Genomic DNA, 23,773 nt, shown 5'->3' with positions numbered 1-23,773 from the left:
GGCAGAATGATTCGGGGCAGAATGATGTCGTGTGGACGGACCACAATCAGCCTGCCCGGGTGCCCCCATCATTCTGCCATTCCCATCATTCTGCCATTCCCATCATTCTGCCATTCCCATCATTCTGCCACACCATCATTCTGCCGCTCGATTCTGGTCTTATTCCGAGTCAACCAACCCTCGCAGTGTGAACTTGGAAACCAGCAGCGCGTTTTGATGGTTGCCCCCGGATGACTTTGTAGGCGCTTGCAGCAATTTGGGCAACGCGACGGCTGCGAAGAACGACGTGTTGGGACGCTTCCCCAGTTCGTCCAACTTCTCTTGAATCGACTGCCCGCGTTTGGTTTGCAGCATCATCGGAATGTTGCCGGCGGACCGCGACCAAGCCTTGGTGCCTCCGCTTTCGATCGTGATCGTCGAGTTGTACACATTCGCGACGTAGGCGCCTCGGGCGATGTACGAGACCGCTTCTTGCTTGGGTCCCGTGATCGCAGCCTTGATCTTGATCGCGGCGGAGCTGCCGAGTTTGTATCCGGCTTTCGAAATGGCGTTCTTCAAATTTTGTTCAACTTCTGCGCGATAGTTTCCCGGGACGCCGCTGACATCCAGTGCAACGCTGACGCCGGGATGGATCAGAAACACGCTGGGGTCATCCACGGCTTGCTTCAGGATTTCGGTCGCCCTGGGGTGGGGGATCGAAGTCGGCACGATCAGCCCCCCTTTGTCGGACAACAACCCGACAAACTCCGTTCCGCCGACCGAGGTGATCACCGCCGCATCCTTGTAGTCACAAACGGTGATCCGTGACGGGATGTGGAATAGCAAATGGTTGTTCAGCAACGCGTAATCGGGGGCGGGGTAACTGAGGCCGTTGGGTGAGAGCGGCGCTCCACCCTCCCTGGAATATTCATCGATGGTTTCCCCTGTCTTCAAGTCCATGATCCGCAAGTTGTTGACGTACGAAATCAGCATGCGGTCACCGCTTTCGCTCAGTCGCATTTTGGTCCACCCCAGACGCGGTTTCCCCTCGAGCTGCAGGCTGCCCTTGGACTGCCCGGTCTGCGGATCGACCAACATCAGCGTTTGTTCGTCCAGCACAAACATCTGTTTTCGATCGGTCGTCCAAGTCACCTCGAAATTTCGTGACAACTTTGCGTGCCAGATCGGATTCAGCGTTGCCAATTCGAAGCAGGCGAGGTGTCCGTTGTCGCTGAGAAGTATCAGGAGATCGTTTGCGATCGGCACGGCTTTGATCGGACGCGCATTGGTCGTTTTCCCAAACGCTTTCTTGTCGTCTTTGAAAGGCACCCAGATGCCGGAACGCGTGACCTTGGTGCCCGTCAACGTCCAAAGTTGGAGCTGGTCACCGGTTTCAAAACCGTCCCGCTCTTTCCCGGTCCCCTGCATCAATACCGTTTTGCCGTCGTTGAAGATCGTCAGCGGACACATGTTGCACTCGACCGGGTCGGAGTTGATCGCCTTGCCCGACGGCAAATCTACCAACGAGATACGGCTGAGCGGTTTCGGAGTGCTGAAGGTCCACGTGTAACCCGCGACACACCGCGCAGCCAGCGGGTTGATTTTTAAACGCCGCATGCCTTCAAAGAAGTTTGCTTTGCCCGGCAGCGAGGCGGCCTTGGGTTCAAAGGGTAGCGCGTTGTTGGCCGGCGGCGTGTAGTTCCACTGCGTCTCACCGAACCCTTTGTCCATCGTCGGCACGCTGCCCCAATTGACTGCGGGCGGATTGGTCCATGCCGACGACGACGGGCTGTCGGTGTTCGCCGGAGCGGCAGGAACACTCACCCGTGGACTCGGTTCGGCGTCGACCATTTCAAACGGGTTTTCGCCGGCATCCAAAAAATCCTGGTCGGCCTGACTGAGTCGGGCAACAGGAATCTTCAGCGTCTTCCCCGCGTCGGTCTTCAAAAACACCACGTCGTCTTGAACCTGGATCAAGATTGCCGTGACGCGAAATTTGCCGGTCGAATCCGTCCAAGTCCGTGGTTCATCGCCGCCGGCCGGTGACACAAGCAATGCAAAAGAGACGAGGAGCGCGGCGGTACAAACGCGGTGTCTGAGGTGGCGTGTTCGCATCGAGCGGACTCCTGGCAAAGGACAACGGGGGGACGTCGTTCCTAGGATACACCAAAATAAAAATAGCGGTGTTCTGCCGAACGTGGATCGACAGACCTCGTGCGGGAGCCTTGACGTTGTTGGCTTTGCGGCGCCCGTTGGGGAGGGATTGGGTCAAAAGATTGGGTGGTCAAACAATGAAAGCCTTGCTTGGTGCAGGAGGTCCGCCCGTTTTATGACCGAGCCATTTTTTGACCGAGCCGCTTCGCCGCGGAGCGGCGAAACGCAAGCTGGAAGCTTACGCCACGGTTTGACGTACGTAAGCTGGAAGCTTACGGGACTAGTTGTGCCAGAAGGTGGAGGCTTGGGGGGCGGTGTAGGCAATGTCCAGGTGCGGGGTGTGAAGCGGTTTTTCGCCAGCATGCAGACTATCGACGCCGCCGATCACCATCCCGGAGGTGAGTAGGGTGCGTTCGATCGGATACGGCGCCTTGCCTTGGATCATCATCGTTTCGATATGACGCGCCAATGGATTGAAGAAGTCGGCGGTGGTCGATCCGTGACCGGGCATGGGCAAGTACATTTGGCAGGAAACGAGCGTGTCGTCGGCGAGCATGCCGGCATAGTTGAAGTCGCGAATCCCGGTCAGCAACATCGTCGTCCTCAGCCCGTCGAGGTGCTCGATCAGATAGCCCGTCGTCTGCGGCATCGTTCGACGCAGCCAATCGATCGAGGGGACGTCGGTCGGAGACCCGCCTTCGACCGGTAGATTGTGACTGCGGTTCAGCGCGGCGACGACCAGTTTTCGGGTCCGGTGACAATCATCCGATTCCAATCGATTCCAAAGGTTGTCGCCCCGCAATGCGTGGATTTCTTTGACCCCCGTTTCGCCTCCGCCGCGTCGCTCGGACATGCACTGGGCGGTTTCCAGGGCATGGATGTCGTAGCTGTCGATGCCGCCATACGCCACGCAAACACTTTCTTTCAGCGCTGCGCCGTAGGGCATATCGATCGCGGGGAATCGCCGTGTCACGGGCAGCGAGGAACCGGCGAGAAACGGAAACCCCAGACGTCGCGAATCGTCCACCATTTCGACACATTCGTCCCAGTCCGTCGAGAGGTGTTTGTCATTGAAGACCGGCACGCTCCGTCCGCTTTGCTGAAAGACGTTGACGATGCGTTTAAACCAATCGTAGCGTGGATAGAGATGCTGGCCTTTTTCATTGCGTGGGTAATCGCCGTGTTCGCCGATCACGACCACACCGTCGACGGCCAGTGTTTCGCCGCCCAGCGTCAGGGCTTCTTCGATCGTCGGGAACAGTCGCAAACCGTGGCGTTTGACCCGCCCGCGGGCGAGATCGTCGTCGGGAAACTGGTCGATGAATACCGAAGCGACCTGGACGCGCGGTCGTTGCCAGCCGCCGTTCCAACTGTACCCGAGCGTGTGGCGATCGAGAAAGTGTTGGGCGTGCGAGTGTCGTCGAACGACGGTGCCCAAGAATGCGATTTTGGGACGCCCGCCGGTGGCCGTCGGCGAATCAGCCGCGACCGTCGGGTCTGGTCCGGCCAATCCATGTGCGAAACCGAAGGCGCCAAAACCGAACAGCGTTTTTGTACCGGACCGAGCCAGGAAATCACGGCGGTCAAGCTTCGAGGGGTGTCGATTCATCAGGAACGTCTCTCCAAAAAATCCAAAGGATGATCGCTGCGATAGCGGGCAAGCAGGAGGCCGCCGCCAGCCCCATGTCGTAGGACCCGGTCACATCGACGAGTCGGCCGAACAATTTCTGGGTCGGCGGAACCAGGAACCAAGCCGTCACCCCGGCGATCCCGGTGATCTTGCCTTGGTGTTTCCCCGAAATGTCTTGCGTGAAGGCGTGATAGAGCGGAAACATGCCGAGGGCTCCGGCGCCGCCGAACAGCAGCACCGCCAACAGGACCCAGCCTTTGGGCAGCAGCGGCAGCGACAGCATCGTCAGGCAAAGCACGGCACAGGCGGTGAAAACGATTTGCCGTGAGCGTGTCGCCGTGAAACCTTTCGCGCACAACCACAACACGACCGCACCGACGCCGAGGCAGCCAACATCGGTCGCCGCGAACCAGGCGGAATTGAACAGCAAGGTGTGGGTTTCGCTATAGCCTCGTCCCTCTTGCAGGAACAGGTGCAGCCAGGCGCGAAACAACTGCCACGTCGTATTGATCAGGCAGACGATGATCAGCACCACGACCATCCGTCGCTGCAGCAACACGCGCCAGGGAGTCGCTTGTTTGCGTTGCACGGCGTCGGCCGCCAGATCGGTCGAGCGAACAATCGAAAACCAGACGGATACCCACAGGATGCCGATTCCGCCAACGATCGCAAACGCCGGACGCCAGCTGCCGACGTCATCGGTCAACAACGCCAGCATGATCAGCGGCGCAAGCACCGCTCCGATCGACGTCCCACTTTGCAGCAAGCCGTTGCCCATCGTTCGACCGCCGGCCCGCGTCAAACTGCGGACGACGCGCACCCCACACGGCCAGTGCCCCGCTTCGAACACACCGAGCAACAGACGCAACCACAACAGATCTTGATACCCGGTTGCCAACGCCGTGGCCGCGGTCACCGTGGACCATGAAATCACCACGACGGGATACAACCAGCGCACCGGGACCAAATCGGCCAGCACCCCAAAGATGATCGAGCCGATCACAAACCCGTATCCGAAGACGGCTTCGATGTCACCGTATTGCTCGTTGACCAGACCAAACTCGCCCTTGATCCGAGCCGACGCACTGGCCAACGTCTGGCGATCGAGATAATTGAGCGCCGAGGCGAGCAGCAACAGGCCGCAGATCAGTGCGATGCGGATTCGGCTGACCGAGGAAGCCGCCTCGTCCGCGGAGGCTGAGTTACCTGCGGGGGCTGCGTCGAGCGTTTGTTTGGATTCATCCATCCCAAGATTGGCCGTCCCATCCAGCGACGCGTTCGATAAAGCCGACCACGGCGTCGGCGAAGAGTTGTAGTAGCTGTTCTCCCTTTTCCGCGGTCGCGGCGTCCGGGGTGCCGACATGCCCGGGCGGCGAGCGGTCGGGCATCGTCCAGGCCCGTGATGCGGGCAGGAAGGGATTGCCGAACGGGATCTCCGCGACTTGCCCGTGATCGTGAACCAGCTCCGGTGCCAGCCGCAGGATCATCGACGTTTCCCATTCACACGCGTGCCCCATCTCGCTCTGTCGCAACTCGGTCAGCCGGGACGACGGATCGGCCAGGTGCCAATAGGTAGCCGCCAAAAGCAACAAATCTTGGCGGTCTCGATAGCGTTGACGCAGTTCAAAAGTCGCTTGTCGCGCCGGCACGTCGTTTCCACCGTGCCCGTTGAGGATCACGATGCGGCGAAATCCGTGGCGGATGAAGTTGTCCACCAGCCCGCTCAGCAAATCCAGGTAGACGCGTGGATCCGCCGACAGCGTGCCGGGAAAATCCATGTGGTGGTGCGAGTTGCCCAGCCACATCAACGGGGCAATCAACGTCTCCCCGGCGTACGCTCGATGCGCACGCGCCAGGATTTCTCCCAGCAGCATGCTGTCGGTAAACAGGGGCATGTGCCGACCATGCTGTTCCAACGCCGCGACGGGAATGATCACCGGCGTGTCGCGATCGAGCGCATCGACAGCCGGCCAAGTCAGGTTAGCAAGTTCCATGGTGGGCGATCAAAGGAGGGAAGGAGGGCGTGGTCGCACGGTGGGCAGGGCGAAATTGCGACGCAGGCTGAAGATTCTACCCGGCATCGTGCCCTCGCGTGTTCTCGATGGCCGAAAAGTCTGATTGCCGATAGAATTGGTTCCCAGACAGTAGGATTGATGCCGAGACAGGGATTCGCCCCGAGACAACAAACGGACCGAGCCGGTGATCCAGTGAATGTCCCATCCAACGAAAACGACGGCTTTGAGGGACTGCCTTGGGTCAAGGCACTGCGTGACGGATTAACCCAAAGCGATCAACGGATTCGTTTGTCCGGGCTGACCGACGGTTGGCCCATCGTCAATCATCGCGGGCGTGTGATTCGCGATGCGATGAAATGTTTCTACGAGCGGGTGATCGCCGAAGCGCCGCCGCGTGGCGCGATCGTGATTTACGCCTTGGGAGGAACCGGACGCGGAGAAATCTGTCCGGGGTCGGATGTCGACATCGGCATCATCGTCGAGAACATCGAAGAGAACCAACACTTTCTGCGGCATCTTTCCAGTCGGCTGAGGCTGTTTGCGCCGCGCGTCCCGGGGCTGCGAAACGTCGTCAAGGCGAACGCCTTTCCCGATCTGAAGGACCGCGAACATTTTGATTTGAAGTCACTCGTCGCGCTGCTGGACAGCGATCTGCTGGTCGGCGATTCGGAATTGGACCATCGGATCCGACGCGTCTGCCGCGGGCGTGCGGCCGAGTTGGGACTTGATTTTATTTTTGCGGTCAACCAAGACCTGAGGCGGTTCGACCAGTTGCATCCGCAGCCGCCCGGTGACATCGGAGGGTTTCACGTCAAGAACGGAAAGGGCGGGCTGCGCGGGTTCCAGTTGGCGATGTGGTTGTACTCGTTCGAACGCTGGATCCCGTCGGTTCAGGTGTACCAGCAAGTGCGGAGCACCAGACGCTTTGATCGCGAGGGTGCGCCGTCGGCGAACGTGTTGGAAGCCGTCGGCGTGATCTTTTCGACGCGCTGTTGGATCGAACAGCGGCGTGCCGTCCAGGCAGCCGACCGGTCGAGGGACTCGGGCGAAAAACTGGCCTCGTCGCTGTTGCTCGACGCCGCCGATATGGAGGCGTTCTTGTATCGCTTCGGCGCCGGAGGGTTGACCAAACTGCGGAACGCGCGGGACGTCATCGATTCGTATCGTCACGAGACCATGGATCGGCTGCTCGAACGCGGCGTCGTGGTGCCGGACACCGATGGATTGGTGGTCTGGGGGGCGGACGGGTTGCGGATCGGAACAGATGCCTTGTTCAAGGACGCGACGGAGATGTTTTACAGTTTGTACTGCGCCCAGCAGCGATTCTTATTGCCCATCGATCGCGCCGTCAAACGGGCCGCACGGAAGAACATCTCCGAATCGTTGCGCGGCGATCCGGCGCTGATCAAGTTGATGGTGTCGCCGGGGCCGGTGTATCCGGCGATCAAAGATTGGTTCGACTTCGGGGTCTTGGAAAAGATGTTGCCCGGATTCGAAGAGCTTTCCAATCAGCTTTATCAGCCGGGGCATCGGGCGGCGACGCTGACGCGAGCGGCTCGGGCGGTCCAACGTCTGGAGGGGTTGGAGTACCTCGATACGTTGAAGCGGTCCGCGGTGACCTCGATCGACGAGGCCTATTTTTTGCGTCAGTACCAAGACATCGGTGATTCCGGACGGGGTGCGTTACGGTTGGCGTTGCTGACCGACGAGATTCCCCAGACGTTGTACACGTCAACCGCTCCGTCCGGCCCCACCGCCTATGACCCGCAGACCTATCGTGAATCGGTTCGGCGTTACGTGAACGAGCATCTCAGTAACCTGCCGGGACTTTCCGGACCGACACTCCGCACGATCGAGTTTCTGCTGTTGAAAAAACGTGAGTTGCTCAAGTGGGCCGAAGCGGGAAGCCATCCGCAGGTCTTGGAAAGTTGGCGACGGGAAATCGATCGCTTGCACTCGCGCGATGCCGCCGACACGATCCGAGCGCTCGCGCTGTTTGCCTATGCCGCGTTTGATTTTCGTAATCCACAGGGGGTGCCTCGGATTCGCTTGGAACCGGAGCAATGGCAAAAGATTCAAAACCTGACGCAAAACTTATTGCATGGCGAATTGGGCGTCGGCGGCCGATCGTTTGAAGATCATTACTTTGACCCGACCGGCCAGCGGATCGGTGCGTTGTTGCCCCATCGATTGCTGGCCAGCCCACACGTCGACAACTCGCTTCGGCAAACCTATGAAGGCACCGAGACGCTCGATCCGCAACGCGCCCACCGCATCATCTTTGCCTTGACAGCGGTCGTGCAAACCGGGCGTCCGAAGGTGGAACTCAAACGCGACGGCGACTACTACCGATTGACGCTCTATTCCTGGGACTTTCCGGGACTGTTCTGGCGGGTCGCCGGCGCGCTCCATGAAATGGGATGCGGCATCCGCTCGACCGATCTCTACGAAATCCCCGACCCCGCCGGTCAAGCCACCGACGGCGAAACATTGCCGCCCGACGAGCGACATCTGATCGTCGACGTGCTCACCTTTGATGCCACGGCCGCATCGAATGAGCACTGGGAGGATGAACTCAAACGGCGGATTTGCAGTCGGCTTGAAAACCCGGACGAACGGTTGAGCGACAATACGGCAGAGATTCTCAAGCCGGTCCTGGAAACGCTGTATCCGCAGTTGACCGATCTCGGGGACGGACGAATCAAGTTTTCTTGCAATTCGCCGCCATCGGATCAAGGCACCCGCTACGCGATCAGCCGACTGCTCTCCGATCGTGCAGGTGCCAGCATCGAATCGATCGTCCGAGACGGGACCCGCGATTGGCCGGTACCGCGAATGAATTTCTATGTGCGCGTGGACCGCAGCATTGAATCGGTCGCCGAAACCCTGCGCGACGATTTAGGGGATGTGGCAATGGATGCCGAGGTCATGGTTTAGCGTTCCCACACCGCCCGGCCCATCGCCTCGCGCCCCCCGACGGCAGACGCGCCTCGCCGCAATCAAAACCCGAACGCCTCGCCCCCCCAATCCGAGGTCGGGTCGTGCACAATTGGCACCCTGCCCAGCCACTCGGATTGTCGGATTTCCCTCATTCGGCGTTTCGACACGAGCCCCCTATCCCGATTGCGTCCCACAGTTTCCCACGGAACCAAACGTGGTGCGTTCAACCACAAGGGAAGGCGGGAAAGCAAAATTGCACAACACGAGAAGCCGAAACCTAGATGGATCGCGAACCGAGTAACAGAATCACGATGAATTCAGAGATCGCGAAAATCGTCGATGGCGAAAACATGCCATCGCCCCCTACCATCGCCGCCAAACTCTTAGACTTGGTCAACCAGCCGGACGCGCGGATTGCAGACATCACCAAAGTGATCAGCGCCGATCCCAAGTTGTCGGCCAAGTTGATCGACTATTGCAATTCTCCGATCGTTGCGTCGGCGCGGACCGTCGGCAGCTTGCAGCAGGCGATCCCGCTGTTGGGGATGCGAACGCTTCGCCTGCTGTCGTTGTCTTTCTCGCTCATGGACACCCAGGGTCAATCCGGTTTTCCCTACGAAGAGTTTTGGCGTCGTTCGTTGGGGACGGCCATCGCAGCCAAACTGATCGCCAAACAAGCCGAACAGAATGCCGACGAGTCCTTCTTGCTGGGATTGGTGTTCAACATCGGTGCGATGGGGATCGGTAGCGCCTATTCCGATGAATTGGCACTGCGATTCGAGCCGGATGAGCTTCTGGACAAACTCAGCACGGAAGTCGAACGCGACATCTGCGGCGCCGACCGCTACGAAGTGGGCGGCTGCCTGCTGGAAAAGTGGAACTTTCCCGCCCCCATGATCGAGGTCCTGAAAACCTACGACGCCGAATCTCCCGACCTGCCCTCCAAACTCTTCTCTGTCAGCCAACAAGTTGGAAAGCTATTGCTGTCGGCCGAACCCGAGGACCGTGAAATCGTTGGTGTCCGAAAAGCCGCCGGCGAGATGCTGGGCGTCCAAGACGAGCAGTTCGACACCCTCTTCGACGCGATGATCGCCGAATGGAAGGGCTATGAAACGCTCTTCAATTTCGAATCCATCGCGTTTGATTCGATCAAGGATCTGGAGGCGCGGGCCAAAGAATCGATGGTCCAGATCTCGCTGGGCATGGAGCGCACGATTCGCGAAATGTCGGAACAGCAACACGAGCTTCGGCAAATGGCGCTGCTGGACAGTTTGACACAATTGAAGAATCGATCCGCCTTTGACGCCGAAGTCTTTCAGCTGTCCAATCAGTTTCGCCGACAGTCCCAGTCGTTCGGTTTGATCATCGCGGACATCGATCACTTCAAAATCTTTAACGACACGTACGGACACGCGGCCGGCGACGACGTGTTGCGTGAAGTCGCTGCCTGTTTGAAACGAAACTGCAGACAGTACGACACGGTGTATCGATTCGGCGGAGAAGAATTCGTCGTGCTGGTCGGCAATTGCGACTACGAGTCCACCCTGAAGGTTGCCGAACGGTTGAGAAACGCCATCGAGACGCTGCAGGTCGATTTTGGTGGCAACAAGTTGTGTGTGACGACCAGTCTGGGCGTCTGCTGGGTCGACCGCGGACGCCACGACAACTTCAACTCTCTGTTCGAAAAAGCGGACGCGAGTTTGTACGAAGCGAAACGCAAGGGACGCAACAACTGCGTCGCCATCACCGCCTCCTCGACACACCACTCGGTGATCGACGCGGCCGGGAGCCATCCGACCGCGCAGGCTCCGATCGGGGCGACCGCCACGGTTGTCAGTCCGGGCCAGTAGGTTGGGGGACTTGCTGACGCTTCGCCGGGCGTTGAGGACAACGCCGGGGTCGCAAGCTGGAAGCTTACGCCACTGGTTTAGGTCGCGGGTGTTCCCCAGCCGCCTCCGCCGGGCGTTTCGATGCGGAGCCGATCGCCCGCTTCGACTTCGATGGTGGTCGCGGCGGGCAAATCAATCGGCGACGTTCCGGATCGGATCAACCGGTTGCGCCCCGACAACCCGGCCCCTCCTCCTGACGCACCGTAGGGCGCGGTCGTCCGCCGGCTGGTGATCAGCGAAACCGTCAGGGGACGCAAAAATTCAAACTCGCGAACCAATCCATCTCCGCCGCGATGTTTGCCGACGCCACCGCTGCCACGGCGGATCGAAAATTCCACCAGCCGAATCGGTAAACGTGATTCCAGCACTTCCGGATCGGTGATCCGCGTGTTGGTCATGTGCGTGTGAACTCCGTCAGCCCCCGGACCGAAGACCGTCGCCCCGCTGCCACCTCCGATCGTTTCGTAGTATCCGAACGATGCGTCACCGATCAGCACGTTGTTCATCGTGCCTTGGCTGGCGGCGACGGAACGGAAAACGGGACCGGAGGCCATCGTCGATCCGATCGCGCCGAGCAACACGTCGACGACTCGTTGGCTGGTTTCGACGTTTCCCGCGACCACCGCGGCGCAGCGGGCCGGGTCATCATCCCGCGGCGGCGACAACAACCCGGTCGGCAATCTCAATTCGATCGGACGCAAGACCCCGTCACACAGCGGCAGATTCGAATCGCAGAAACAACGCATCACGTACAACACCGCCGAACAGACGATCGACGGCGTCGCGTTGTAACCGTTGGGGTGCACACCGCTGGTGCCATCGAAATCGACCACCAAACGGTCACCGTCGCGCTGCAACCGGACCGCGATCACGGTGCCGTCATCGAGCGAATCGTTGAATCGCATTTCCGATTCCGGCAAGCTGCGAATCCAACGGACCACAGAATCCGACGCGACGTCCAACAAGCGCCCCATCATGTTTTCGACGTGCCGCAGCGATAGCTCGCTGCTCATCTGTTGGAGCGCCCGGGCGCCTTCCTGTCCCGCGGCGATTTGAGCGTGCAGATCGGCCAGATTTTCTGCGACGTTGCGCGAGGGATAGGGACCGCTGGAAAGCAACTCGCCCAGTTCGTCTTCGTGCGACACCCCGTCACGAACGAGCGCGAATCCGCGTATCAAAACGCCTTCTTCGGCAAGCGAGTTGGCCATCGGTGGCATCGAACCGGGAGTCTTGCCGCCGATCTCGGCATGGTGGGCTCGGCTGGCGACAAAAAACGACGGCTGGGGATCGGACGCGGTGGTTGGGCCGTTGTCGCCGTCGTTGCAAAAGACCGGCGTCACGACGGTGACGTCGGGCAGATGCGACCCTCCCGCATACGGGTCGTTGGAAACATAACAATCTCCCGCGGACATGTGGGGAAACAACCCGGCCAAGGCACGGACGGTGTGCCCCATCGCACCTAAATGAACGGGAACATGCGGCGCGTTGGCGATCAGCGTTCCGTCGCCCCGGAACACCGCGCAGCTGAAATCAAGTCGTTCCTTGACGTTCACGCTGACCGCCGTGCGACGCAGCACTTCTCCCATCGCATCGGCAATACTCTGCAACCGCCGGGCGACGATTTCCATCTGCACCGCTTCGCCGGCACCGTGACGGGAATCGCTGTGGGTCGCCTCGTCGGCCGCTGCCGTCGCGTGGGGCACCAGCGTGATCGCTCCGTCGTCACAAACGACGCCCTCCCAGTTCGGCTCGACGATCAGCGTCGACTGGTCGCTGACCACGATGCTGCCCGGACCGATCGTCTGCCCACTGGAAAGCTGGTCGCGATCGAGCAGTTTGAATTGGCACCAGCGGCCTCGATGAAACACGGCCGTTGTTTCCGGATCGTCGCGGCGAGACGATCCACCGGCATCCTGTCTGCGGGACGGGTTTGAATCGCCGGCCAACCATTGCTCGGCATGCGGCGACAGACCGCCGGTCGCTTCGCAGCGCAGACTGACCAGTTCGATCGGGTGGCCGTCGCGCCGGTATCCGAATCGGTTTTGATGTTCGTGGTGAAACCGATCGGACAGGGACTGAAGGACCCGCTCGGGTGAATCGTCGACCGTCAGCGGAATCGAGGCATCGGTGCCGACGTAGCGACAGTCGCATTCCAGACGCGTCTGCACCGATTTCGGTTGGTCGTGTCGCAGCGACGCGATCGTCTGGCCGATCAGCTCGTCGGCCGACGCCCGAAACTCGGCCGCGGCGACCTGATCGAGTCGGCGATAGATCCCCACGGTTTCGATACGCCCGCTGGTCGCGACGCCCATGCCGACGGCGCTCAACACGCTCGCGCGGGGATGATCCACAATCCGGCGGATGCCCAGCGCATCGGCGACGCGACAAATCAGTTGCGCCGCGGCACCGCCGAATCCGACCAGGGCGTGGTCGCGGACGTCGACACCGCGCGCCGTGGTGATCGCCCGAACCGCTTCGGCCATGTGGGTGACGGCGATGTCCAAGAACCCTTCGGCGAGCGATTCGATGCTCTTTGGAGCCGCGGGCATGCGTGACGCGACGTGCTCGATCCGTTCTCGCGAAGCGGCAGGCAACAGGGGAAATGGAAATCGATCGACACGCAACCGCCCCAGCAAGACGTTGGCGTCGGTCACCGTCAGCGGTCCGCCGCTGCCGTAACATGCCGGTCCCGGTGCCGCACCGGCGCTGGACGGACCGACCACCAGTCGCCCGCCTTGGAAGTCACAGATCGATCCTCCGCCGGCGGCCACCGTGTGAATGTCCATCATCGGCGTCATCACCCGCAGGTCGGCGATGCGTGTTTCATAGCGGCGTCCGACCTGGCCATCGAAGCGGCTGACGTCGGTGCTGGTTCCGCCCATGTCCAATCCGATCGCCAACGGGCATTGATGGCTCAGGGCGACGTGGCGGAGTCCGACGACGCCGCCGGCCGGTCCCGATAGCACACTGTCTCGGCCCCGAAACTCTTCGTCGCCGACCAGATTCCCGCCGCTGGTCATCAATTGCAACCGGCACGTCGCACCGCCGAATTGACGGCGGACGCGCGCGACATAGGCCGACAGGATCGGATTGAGATAGGCATCCAGTGTGGTGGTTTCGGCACGCGCGACCAACTTGATCAACGGCGCCACTTCGCTGGACCGACTGATTTCTGCAAACCCGACACCCCGCGCGATTTGTTCCACCGCGATCTCGTGCGCAGGGTTCCGATGAGCGTGCATCAAACAGATCGACAGGGTTTCCATCCCCGCATCGAACAACGCCTGCAATCCCGCTGCGATTTCGTCTTCATCGATCGCGATCCGCTCCCGGCCGTCGGCGTCCATCCGGGCCCGGATCTCGAGCGTGCTTTCGGCCAGCGGGGGAGCTTTGACGAAGGCGAGATCGAACAGCTCGGGGCGATCTTGTTCGCCGATCCGCAACACGTCACCGAACCCTTCGGTGACGACCAATCCGGCCGCCGCGCCGCTGCGTGTCAGCAGCGCGTTGGTGCCTCGTGTCGTGCCGATGCGGGCCGTCATCGGAGGCATCGAACCATCGATGGGAACACCGGTCAGCAAATGGGCGGCCAGCACCGGGGCTTCACGCCGACAATCGATCTCGACGATCGCACCGGGTGCAAGCTGCCCGGCGATTTCCCCATCCACGTCGGACAACGTGACCGTCGAGGTGGCCGAGTCGTAGCCGCGGATGTCACCGACAAAATGATGAATCCCCTCGGCAAGCCATTCGAGTTTCGCCGACCGGAAGAAGTCGTCGGGCAACCGGCCGGCGGCCAGACCACCGAGTAATTCGTCGGGGATCTGGATCCGCACCGTCGTCTCATCCGGCACGTCGGTGACACGACAGCGGATCAACCCGGTCGACAGCACCTTGATGCAACCCGTGTGGACCGATCCGGCCGAATCGGTCCAAACCGCCAGACAATCCGTAAACGTTCCTCCGACATCGGCGCAAACAGAAAGGGTGTGCAGCGACATAAACAACAACGTGCATTGCGAGTTGGAAAGGTGGAAGCCTATCCCACAGTGGATCAGCGATTGAACAGGGCCAGACAGTCGCTGATGTGTTGCTGGTCCATCAGCGCGACGACGATGTCACCGGGTTTCAGTTGATCGCTGGCGGTGGGCATGCGGATAAAACTGTCACGTTGGATGGCAGTGATCAGGCAGCGGCCGGCCAAGGGCAGATCGGCGAGCGTGGCTTCGGTCACGCGCGCCCCTTCGACGACCTCTAACTCATACACCGCAATTTTTCCGTTGGGCAATCGGCTTTGGCTGATCACGGCACCTTGGTTGAGAAACCCGAGGATCTGGCGGGCCCCGACATCGCGTTCACTGACGACGTGATCGATCCCTAGTTTTCCAACCACGTTGGCGTAATCGGGGCGTCCGACCACGGCCATCACGCGCCGCGATCCCAACTCACGAGCTTCGACACAGGCCATGATGTTGCTTTCGTCGCTGCCGGTGCAGGCGACGAAATAGTCGGCCGAGCCCCCGCCCTCGTCCTCGAGCACGCTGCGTCGATTGGCATTGGCGTGCACGACGGTGCACTTGGGAAGCAGTTTGGCCAACTGTTCACAACGGTCCTCGTCGTACTCCAGCAACGTGATGCGATAATCACTGGTCGGCAGCGCGCGGGCGATGTGAAAACCGATTTCCCCTCCACCGGCGATCAGCACACTGCGGCGTTTGCTGCGTTTGGTCGACGACGCGAACAGCGGCCGACTTCGATTCACATCCGACGGCATGCCGATCAAACTGACCCGGTCACCGACGTGCAGTTCGTCTTCGCCGCTGGCCAACCACAAGTCGCCGTCGCGTTCGATCGAACCGATCCGCACCGATCCCGGCATTTTTAAATCACGCAACCGCTGATCGGTCGCCTGTGATTTCGCTTCCACTTCCGTCTCGTAGACTTCCAAATGCCCACGGGCAAAGTGTTCCAAGGGGATCGCGTCCGGGTTCCGGATGGCGCGTGCCAGTTCAAACGCGCTGAGCTGTTCCAAGCTCAACAGCGCGTCGATGCCGAAATGATTCTGGTAGTCAAACGTGCTGGAATCGCGGAACGCCGGTGCGTAGACCCGGGCCAGACTGCGTCGGGCGCCGAGGGCTTTGGCCATGCTGGCGGCCACCACGTTGGCTTCGTCGTCTCCGGTCACCGCCAAACAGATGTCCGCGCTGCAGACATCGGCCTGGAACAACACCGTGCTTTGGGCCGCACTGCCTTGGATCGCACGGACATCCAATTCGCTGTTGATCTGACGAACCCGTTCCGGATCGATGTCGATCACGGTCACGTCATGCCGACGCCGACACAACATGTCGGCGATCCAATGTCCGACGGTTCCCGCACCCAACGTCAATACACGCACTAAACCATCCAGTTGATCAGTAAGAGGATGACAAAAATGATCGCCATGAAACCGGTGATCCAACGAGCGGTATAGAACGCGTGTCTAAGGATCGTCTGGGTGTCCTCGTGACGCGTCGCGCCGAACACCAAGGAGATCGAAATGATCAACGGGACATAATACATCAGGTAGGTCGGGGAAATCGAAATCATCTCTTGGCCTCACTTCTCGGTTCGCCGGTTGCCTTGGAGTCGCCGCCCTCTGACTGCCCCGTAGTTTCTTGTTCGGAATCCGCGTCTTGTTCGGAATCCGCCTCGCCGTCTTTCTTCTTGCGACCGCTGATCGGCACCGCCAACGGCCCGGCGTAGGCGTCGTAGATCACCAGGATGTTCAACAGGCCCGCGATCATCGTGTACCAGGTGCCCATTTCATAGCCCGCCCCGTACGTCGCGTACCACGCGGAAACCTCATCGGTGCGATCTTCGATGACCGGTCGATGGGGCGGCGCCATGAACCCGCCCCACTTCGGTTCGTAGGACCGCGACGTGGTGCCCTTGTCGGTCATCTTTCGCATGTGATTGCCCTGGATCAGGGCCGGCAACGCCGCCGCACCCACACCGGCTTGCAAAATGTAGTGCCAGCGACGGTCGCCGGGTTGCCAGGACGCATAGACCACATGGCCACCGCCGAGTGCAAATCCCAACATCCAGGTGGTCAGGATGCAGACCAGGTACAGACTGCCCTTGGTGTGTCGGCCTTGATAGAAATGCCCCGCACCGGGTACCAGCCAGGCTAAGAATGCTGCAAGAGACCTGTTCTTCAGATCAATGCGTTCGGTATCGACTTGGATAACGTTTGCGCTAGAGGCCATGTTTGATCGCGTTGACGTGGGATGGATCGCCAAACGAATGCGTCTGACGGCCGTGTGGGGTGTGGAGCGACTCGGGGGGGAGGCTTCGGCCGGGCGAACCGGTTCTGATGATGCCCGATGCTGCATTTTGCGGGAAAGTCTTGCCCAGCGATAGCCGAGTCGATCGCGATGCAGGGACAGCTTTTGATCGGATTCTCCCGTCCGATTCGATGTTGACGCCGAGGACGCCGCGTTGGTACCCAGGGCTGAACGTGGTGTTCCGCCCCAAGGTCACAACGTCGACGGACAAAATCCCTGATTCTTTGGATTGAAAAATCGCGATTATGGAAGCCTCCCACCCGACCGCATGGAAAACAAACGCTTGCCCGCCCCCTGCCACCTTCCGAGCGTGCCATAGCCGACGGCGCCGTGACCGAGCCCGCGTGCAGAGCGTCTTCGCAAACCCGCTGCGGATCTTGGCCTTGTTGGCCGTGGCGTCTTTGGCGGCCGGCTGCGGAAGCCAGTCGACCGATGTCGCCGACACCCAACCCGCCGCAGCCGAAACCCAACGCGGCGCCGATCCGGACCAAGCGCAGCCGACCGAGGTCGTCAGCCAGTTTCTCGATCGCGTCCGTCGCGGCGGGCAAGAGGCCAGTTCCAACGAATTGCTGACCAAACTCGCCCAACAAGAACTGACGCGAATCGGCCGCCCATTTGAATTCCCGGGTTCACCCGATACCCGATTCGAAGTCCGCCAAGCCTTTCCGGTCCCGGACCAAGACGATGCCGTTTGGGTCCACACCTTCCTGACCGAACCGAGTGATTCCGGGGAAAACTTCCAATATGAAGTCGTCTGGACGCTCCGCAAAGAAACCGAGGGCTGGCGGGTCAGCGGATTCGTGATCGATCAGGGCGACGGCATGGAACCGTTGGAATTCGATTTCGAAAACGGTGACGAAATGGCCGCCCGCTTGGCAGCGCTGGAACAGACAGAGGGGCCCGTCAATCGCTAAGCGGACCACCGAAAGCGCAAAATCCGAACCCAAACCGCTCGATTTTGGAAAAATAGGCAATCTTTTCTTGCCAATATTTGCACGCTTTCGCTCCAGAGGTCGCGTGACAAATTGCCCTACATGCCACTCCGAAGGGTGGGTCATCTGGGCAATCTAGGTCGCCGATAAGCTCGTGATACGCCGGTTTTCTCGGCTTTCTTACGATTGGGAAGCCGTCGGGGCTAAAACCCGAGCAATCTCGCCGGGCAACCTCCGCTCCAGATTTTCTGCCCCGTTTCGGGTGTTGGTGCGATTGACACGGGTCTAGCCAAAGCTACTTTATCCACGAAATCACGTGGTCCGCAAACATTCCGTAAAGCACCTATCTTGCGTGTTCGGAAGTTTCGGTGATGGTCACCGACGCTGGAACCAACGGGGGAGCCTGGATACGGCTTCTGATTTGACAAAGTGTGCGTAGAGGATCGCACCAAAAAATCCGAAACACTTGGGAGAAAACAATGAATCGGAATGTGGTCAGCGGGATCGCCGCGTTTGCACTTTTGGTGGGTGCGGCTCTCGCCATGAATGAATCGTCGGCTTACGCTGGCAACTGTGGTGGTGGACTGTTCTCGAAGCTGCACGCCAAGAATGCGTGTGGTGGAGGACTGTTGGCCAAGCTCAAGTCCCGTAGTGCAGATTGCTGTGCTCCGGAACCTGTCTGCTGCGAGCCGGCACCCGTCTGCTGCGAACCGGCTCCGGTTTGCTGCGAGCCTGATCCCTGCTGTGCTCCCGAGCCGGCTTGCTGCGGCTCGAGCCGTCCGAAGTTGTTCGGACGTTTGATCGCAAAGCTGAAGGCCCGTAAGAGCTGCTGTGCTCCCGAGCCCGCTTGCTGCGAACCCGCTCCTTGCTGCGAGCCCGCTCCGGCACCTTGCTGTGCCCCCGCACCGGCTCCTTGCTGTGCCCCCGCACCGGCTCCTTGCTGTGCACCGGCACCGGCTCCTTGCTGTGGAGCACCGGCACCCTGCAACGCCTGTGGCGGAGCGGTTGTCACTGCAGCACCGTGTGCCGCATGCGATGGCGGCGTCGTCGTCGAAGCAGCTCCGGCTGCCGAAGCTGCACCTGCTGCTGCTGAAGCAAGCGCCAGCGATGCACCGCCTGCTCCGACTCCGGACGCAGACACCAACATCTAAGCTCGAACCTTTACGAGCCTAAATCTCAGGCCCGATGCTGCTTCACCGCGGCATCGGGCTTTTTTTGTGCGTTCACCCGACCAGTTTGTTGATGACCTTGCCATGCACGTCGGTCAGTCGAAACGGGCGACCGGCAAAGGTGAACGTCAATCGCTCGTGGTCGATGCCCAACTGGTGCAGGATGGTCGCCTGGATGTCATGGACGTGAACGGCATCTTCGACGGGATGGAACCCCAGGTCATCGGTTTTGCCGATCGTTTGGCCGGCCCGTACGCCACCGCCGGCCATCCACATCGTGAACGCCTGGGGGTGATGATCGCGACCGAGTGACCGCCCCAACGCGGCGCTGGCTTCCACCATCGGCGTGCGGCCGAATTCGCCGCCCCAAACCACCAGCGTCTCCTCGAGCATTCCGCGCTGTTTCAGATCTTTGACCAACGCGGCGCAGCCCTGGTCGGTCGCCTTGCACTGGTTCTTCAGCCCCCCTTCGACATTGCTGTGATGGTCCCAACCGGAATGGTACAGCTGGATGAATCGGACACCGCGTTCGGCCAAGCGGCGGGCGAGTAAACAGTTTTTGGCGAACGAACCGGCGTCCTCTCGTTGGGTGCCGTACATCGAAAGCGTCTCGTCCGACTCGCCGGAAAAATCCATCAACTCCGGCGCCCGGGCCTGCATCCGGTACGCCATTTCATAGGACTCGATCCGCGAACGGATGCCATCGACGGCCAAAGAATCCATCCGCCGACGGTTCAAATCGGTCACCAAGTCCAAGGTCGCACGCTGGGTCTGGCGACTGACCCCGGCGGGATTGGCCACGTGCAGAATCGGATCCCCGCTGCTGCGAAAGGGCACGCCCTGGTGCTGGCCGGGCAGAAACCCGTTGCTCCACATCGCCGCCCCGCCGGACAGATTGCCGCCGCTTTTCAAAACCACAAAACCGGGCAGGTCGTCGGCGTCACTGCCCAGCCCGTACGTCAGCCAGGACCCCATCGCCGGACGCCCGGGAATCGGGCTGCCCGTGTTGACGAAGATCTGCGCCGGGGCGTGATTGAATTGATCGGTGTGCACGCTGCGAATGAACGCGACGTCGTCGGCGATCTCGGCCAAGTGCGGCAGCGGCTCGGCGATCAGGGCCCCCGACTGGCCGTAGCGATTGAATTTGAACCGGGGCGACAAAACGGCCGCCCCCGGCTGGATAAACGCGTAGCGCTGTCCCGCGATCACCGACGGCGGGATCGGTTTGCCTTCCAATTCGACCAGTTTGGGTTTGTGATCAAACAAGTCCAACTGGCTGGGCGCTCCGGCCATGAACAAATAAATCACCCGCTTGATCTTCGCCGGATGATGCAGCCCGCCCGGCGCGGACGCGGGTGTCGGCGAATCCGCCGCGGCCACGTCGCGTGACAGCAGCGACGCCAGAGAGATCTTTCCCAGCCCGATTCCACAGGCGCCGAACAGTTGCCGGCGTGTCAATTCTTTTAGATTCATGGTGTTGTGATGGCTTCGTCGGTATTCATCAGCGCGCGGGCGACCAGCATCCAAGGCTGCTCGTGCTCGGACTGGCTAAGGAAAAACGCCAAGATCGCGTCCAACTCGCCTTCGCGGGGCTGGCGGACCACGACGCGGCGGAACAGGCGCCGGGCGATCTCACGCGGTTCGGCTTCGCCGCCGGCATCCCGAACGGCCTGCTCGGCATCTCGAAGGGCCTGCTCGGCGAACCCCGCGGCGATTTCCAAGTACATCTGGTCGTTGAGCAGTGTCAACGCCTGCAGCGGCGTGGTGCTGCGATCGCGGCGGGCAATGCACAATTCGCCCGACGGGGCATCGAACGTCGTAAACGCCGCGAAGGGCGCGGTGCGTTTGCTGTAGGTGTACAGCGAACGTCGATAGCGATCGGCCCCCGTCGATGTCGGCCACGCCGTGTTTCCATAGGCCATTTGCACGACCGACTCGGGTTGCGGCGGATAAACGCTCGGTCCGCCGATTTGTCTCGACAGCAGTCCCGAACCGGAAAGGAACGCGTCTCGAATCCGTTCGGCGTCGTAACGGCGATAGGGAAACACCGACAGCAACCGGTTGTCGGGATCCGCCGGCGGGGGCGTGCCGATCGACTGGCGGTAGGTCGCCGAGAGCACAATTTCGCGGTGCAAGCGTTTGATCGACCAACGGATCCCGTCGGCCGACCGGTCGCGCAGTCGGGCATCCAGGTAGTCGAGCAACTCGGGGTGCGAGGGCGATTCGCTTTGGGTCCCGAAATCGCCGGCGGTCCGCACGATACCGGTGCCGAAAAATTCACGCCACGCCCGGTTCGCCGTCACGCGCCCGACCAGCGGGTTTGCATCGCTGACCAACCACTGCGCCAATTCCAGCCGGTCGCTCGGACCGGCTCCGGGATCGCTCGCCAAGAACTCCGGCACCGCGGCGTCGACCGTTTCCTTGGGCTGCAAATACTCGCCGCGATGGCGTCGCCGCGTCACTCGTCGATCGGTCGCCGGCCGCTCCTGCATCACCAAGGTGCGAACATCATCGGGGATTTGTTTTCGCAAACGGTCGATCGGTTTTCGATGCTCGGCCATCTCGTCGGCGCCGCGGAGGAATTCCAGGGCCAAGTCGTGTTTCAATTGCGGCGACATTTGGCCCGACGTCTTGGACGCCAGCCATTCGCGTTGCAGGTCGCTGGAAATCTGCATCGCTTGAGGCTGCTGGTCGGTCGTCACGTCGATGCGAAAGCGTCCCAGAGCGGCGACATAATGACGCTCGAACAGCATCTCCAACGACCAGGGCCGGTCCAACCGCGTCGGCGGATCCAGCGGGATGACCAAACGATGGGTTTGACCGGCGTCGCCGGGGATCGACCAGCCGGTCGATCCGTCACCGTCGAACAGATTGCCCGGATAGGTTTTGCCGTTGCCCGGTTTGGCGCCCGGGACGGACGTCGTGCCGACGGCGAGCGCAACGGGGTGGTTGCCGCTGGACAGCTCCAGTTCACTGAGGAAAAAATCACCGCGTCGACCTTCGTAGAACGCCAGCCCCGGCCCCTTGGCCGGCAGCGTCGGATGCGACAACGCTTCGATGCGGATCGCCGTGATCGGTTGGTCCGAATCGATGGCCGGCATCGTCAGGGTGTAGACGTCGCGTTTGGTCGCGTCGCCCGAGGCCAGCACCGATCGGTCATCCAGAACCGCCAACGTCGGCATCGTCGATTCCATTCGATCCGGTGCGACCGTCCGCCAATTTGAAAGTTGCTCCAGACGCTCGGCTTGCCACTTGGCCAACGCAGCCTGAAGCGTCGCGTCGCCGTCATCGGCCAGCAGCACGCGACCGATGATGTCTTGCTCGGTCGCAGCGATCTGCCGCCGGATCGATTCACGTTGCTCGATCACCGCCGCCGGATCGGCGTTCAGTTCCGGTTCATCGGCGTTGTCCATCAGCGCCATCAACGCGTAATAATCGGTGTGCGTCAGCGGATCATATTTGTGCGTGTGACACTGCGCGCAACCCGTCGTCAGCCCCATCCAAACGGTCCCGGTCGTGGCGACACGATCCACCATGGCATAAAACCGATACTCCAGCGGATCGATCCCGCCCTCTTCGTTGAGCATGGTGTTGCGATGAAATCCCGTCGCGATGCGCTGCGACCGGGTCGGATCGGCAAGCATGTCGCCGGCCAACTGTTCGATCGAAAACTCGTCGAACGGCTTGTCGGCGTTGAGCGCATCGATCACCCAATTTCGGTACGGCCAGATCGTGCGTGGGCGATCTTTTTCGTAACCATTGGTGTCACTGTACCGAGCCAGATCCAACCAAGATCGGGCAAACCGCTCGCCGTACTCCGGTGAGGCCAGCAGACGATCGACCAGTGCCTCATAGGCATCGGGGCGGTCGCTGGCGACAAACCGATCGACCTCCTCCGGCGTCGGCGTGGTCCCCAGCAAGTCCAAGTAAACGCGGCGCACCAGCGCGACGGGATCGGCCTCTGCACTCGGCGCCAACCCGTTCTGTTCCATTCGATGAAGCACGAAGCGATCGATCGGGCCGCGACACCAGCCGGGATTCTCAACCGCCGGCAGCGACGGTTCGGTCGCGCTCTGGAACGACCAATGAACCTCGTATCGGCCGCCCGAATGGATCCACCGGCGGAGCGTCGCGATGTCGGCTTCGCCCAGCGGCGGATGCCCGTCCGCCGGCGGCATCCGCAGGTCATCGTCGTCACTGGTCACACGCCGGATCAGTTCGCTTTCCTCGGCCGCACCGGGCTCAATCGCCCGGTAACCGCCCAAATCTTGCCGCGAACCGGCTTGGGTGTCCAACCGCAAATCCGCCTCCCGCGCCCCTTCATCCGGCCCGTGACAAGTGAAACAGTGCTTGGCCAGAATCGGCCGCACGTCACGATTGAAGTCAATACGATCGAAATCAACGCGATGCAAGTCGGCGCGACCGACATCCGACGATTGAATCGGTTGCGTGTCGGCTGCGACCAGCGGACGGGCAGCGACCAACGCACCGGCAGCAAAGACCAGCACACACCAGGTCAGCCGATGCCACGGGGACAACCAGCCGGGGAGAGACGAACGCGTGATCGAGAGAATCATGATCGGCGGGGGGAGGTGGGATGAAAATCGTCTCCACCAGTATAGCCGATCAGCCGGTATCCCCGATCCGTCAATCCCACCGATCCGCGCTCACGGGCTGTCGATTTAGTCGGGATCTGCTGGGGGAATGGTGAGCCGCCGGCCGTAAGGCCTCGGGCAACG

13 protein-coding genes are annotated in these 23,773 nt (G+C 61.0%); 3 read left to right on the top strand and 10 right to left on the bottom strand.

From position 1 onward, the window contains the following. Positions 1-159: 159 nt before the first annotated feature. The 4 genes from Enr13x_RS05605 to Enr13x_RS05590 all read right to left on the bottom strand — a co-directional run bounded on the left by Enr13x_RS05605 (position 160) and on the right by Enr13x_RS05590 (position 5,757). On the bottom strand, positions 160-2,094 hold the full coding sequence (locus Enr13x_RS05605; RefSeq protein ID WP_145385104.1) for an SHD1 domain-containing protein: 1,935 nt from the start codon (positions 2,092-2,094) through the stop codon (positions 160-162). Positions 2,095-2,413: 319 nt separating this feature from the next. Next, positions 2,414-3,742: a hypothetical protein gene (locus Enr13x_RS05600; RefSeq protein ID WP_197455813.1), complete on the bottom strand. Its 1,329-nt coding sequence runs from the start codon at positions 3,740-3,742 to the stop codon at positions 2,414-2,416. Further along, positions 3,717-5,009 carry an MFS transporter gene (locus Enr13x_RS05595; protein ID WP_145385103.1) on the bottom strand — a complete coding sequence of 431 codons (1,293 nt, stop codon included), beginning with the start codon at positions 5,007-5,009 and terminating at the stop codon, positions 3,717-3,719. The genes Enr13x_RS05600 and Enr13x_RS05595 overlap by 26 nt, the downstream gene beginning before the upstream one ends. Beyond that, complete coding sequence (locus Enr13x_RS05590; RefSeq protein WP_145385102.1) at positions 5,002-5,757, bottom strand: creatininase family protein; 756 nt, start codon at positions 5,755-5,757, stop codon at positions 5,002-5,004. Before Enr13x_RS05590 ends, Enr13x_RS05595 begins: the two co-directional genes overlap by 8 nt. A gap of 213 nt (positions 5,758-5,970) precedes the next feature. On the opposite strand from Enr13x_RS05590, the gene Enr13x_RS05585 reads away from it, so the two are divergent. After that, a complete protein-coding gene (locus Enr13x_RS05585) occupies positions 5,971-8,715 on the top strand; it encodes a hypothetical protein (RefSeq protein ID WP_145385101.1) in 2,745 nt (914 codons plus the stop codon). Positions 8,716-9,029: 314 nt separating this feature from the next. Beyond that, positions 9,030-10,568: a sensor domain-containing diguanylate cyclase gene (locus Enr13x_RS05580; protein WP_197455812.1), complete on the top strand. Its 1,539-nt coding sequence runs from the start codon at positions 9,030-9,032 to the stop codon at positions 10,566-10,568. Between the two features lie 77 nt (positions 10,569-10,645). On the opposite strand, the gene Enr13x_RS05575 is transcribed toward Enr13x_RS05580, so the two are convergent. Genes Enr13x_RS05575 through Enr13x_RS05560 form a run of 4 tightly spaced genes read right to left on the bottom strand, consistent with a single transcriptional unit; the run spans position 10,646 to position 16,855 of the window. Then, positions 10,646-14,608 (bottom strand): hydantoinase B/oxoprolinase family protein, encoded by a 3,963-nt coding sequence (locus tag Enr13x_RS05575; RefSeq protein ID WP_197455811.1) that lies wholly within the window; start codon positions 14,606-14,608, stop codon positions 10,646-10,648. A gap of 53 nt (positions 14,609-14,661) precedes the next feature. Then, positions 14,662-16,005 (bottom strand): Trk system potassium transporter TrkA, encoded by a 1,344-nt coding sequence (trkA, locus tag Enr13x_RS05570; RefSeq protein WP_145385097.1) that lies wholly within the window; start codon positions 16,003-16,005, stop codon positions 14,662-14,664. After that, positions 16,005-16,196: a hypothetical protein gene (locus tag Enr13x_RS05565; RefSeq protein WP_145385095.1), complete on the bottom strand. Its 192-nt coding sequence runs from the start codon at positions 16,194-16,196 to the stop codon at positions 16,005-16,007. The genes trkA and Enr13x_RS05565 overlap by 1 nt, the downstream gene beginning before the upstream one ends. Next, positions 16,193-16,855, bottom strand: coding sequence for a DUF6677 family protein (locus Enr13x_RS05560; RefSeq protein ID WP_231744114.1), 663 nt, complete (start codon positions 16,853-16,855; stop codon positions 16,193-16,195). The genes Enr13x_RS05565 and Enr13x_RS05560 overlap by 4 nt, the downstream gene beginning before the upstream one ends. 422 nt (positions 16,856-17,277) lie before the next feature. Here Enr13x_RS05560 and Enr13x_RS05555 point away from each other — a divergent pair, with 422 nt between their 5' ends. Continuing rightward, complete coding sequence (locus Enr13x_RS05555; RefSeq protein ID WP_145385091.1) at positions 17,278-17,847, top strand: hypothetical protein; 570 nt, start codon at positions 17,278-17,280, stop codon at positions 17,845-17,847. A gap of 1,241 nt (positions 17,848-19,088) precedes the next feature. On the opposite strand, the gene Enr13x_RS05545 is transcribed toward Enr13x_RS05555, so the two are convergent. Then, positions 19,089-20,507, bottom strand: a complete 1,419-nt coding sequence (locus Enr13x_RS05545) for a DUF1501 domain-containing protein (protein ID WP_145385087.1) — start codon at positions 20,505-20,507, stop codon at positions 19,089-19,091. Further along, the gene (locus tag Enr13x_RS05540; RefSeq protein ID WP_145385085.1) at positions 20,504-23,611 is read right to left on the bottom strand and encodes a PSD1 and planctomycete cytochrome C domain-containing protein; all 3,108 of its coding nucleotides are present in this window, start codon (positions 23,609-23,611) and stop codon (positions 20,504-20,506) included. The genes Enr13x_RS05545 and Enr13x_RS05540 overlap by 4 nt, the downstream gene beginning before the upstream one ends. Positions 23,612-23,773: the final 162 nt, after the last annotated feature.

Origin of the sequence: Stieleria neptunia (assembly GCF_007754155.1) — a bacterium.
Classification (GTDB): Bacteria; Planctomycetota; Planctomycetia; order Pirellulales; family Pirellulaceae; genus Stieleria; species Stieleria neptunia.
The sequence above is the reverse complement of the archived record's forward strand: the minus strand, read 5'-3'. Positions and strand labels throughout refer to the sequence as shown.

Excerpts from the sequence above, each read along its gene's own strand:
- Enr13x_RS05600 (WP_197455813.1), bottom strand. The coding sequence starts at position 3,742 with ATGAATCGACACCCCTCGAAGCTTGACCGCCGTGATTTCCTGGCTCGG.
- Enr13x_RS05595 (WP_145385103.1), bottom strand. The coding sequence starts at position 5,009 with ATGGATGAATCCAAACAAACGCTCGACGCAGCCCCCGCAGGTAACTCA.
- Enr13x_RS05565 (WP_145385095.1), bottom strand. The coding sequence starts at position 16,196 with ATGATTTCGATTTCCCCGACCTACCTGATGTATTATGTCCCGTTGATC.
- Enr13x_RS05605 (WP_145385104.1), bottom strand. The coding sequence starts at position 2,094 with ATGCGAACACGCCACCTCAGACACCGCGTTTGTACCGCCGCGCTCCTC.
- Enr13x_RS05590 (WP_145385102.1), bottom strand. The coding sequence starts at position 5,757 with ATGGAACTTGCTAACCTGACTTGGCCGGCTGTCGATGCGCTCGATCGC.
- Enr13x_RS05575 (WP_197455811.1), bottom strand. The coding sequence starts at position 14,608 with ATGTCGCTGCACACCCTTTCTGTTTGCGCCGATGTCGGAGGAACGTTT.
- Enr13x_RS05560 (WP_231744114.1), bottom strand. The coding sequence starts at position 16,855 with ATGGCCTCTAGCGCAAACGTTATCCAAGTCGATACCGAACGCATTGAT.
- Enr13x_RS05580 (WP_197455812.1), top strand. The coding sequence starts at position 9,030 with ATGAATTCAGAGATCGCGAAAATCGTCGATGGCGAAAACATGCCATCG.
- Enr13x_RS05545 (WP_145385087.1), bottom strand. The coding sequence starts at position 20,507 with ATGAATCTAAAAGAATTGACACGCCGGCAACTGTTCGGCGCCTGTGGA.
- Enr13x_RS05540 (WP_145385085.1), bottom strand. The coding sequence starts at position 23,611 with ATGATTCTCTCGATCACGCGTTCGTCTCTCCCCGGCTGGTTGTCCCCG.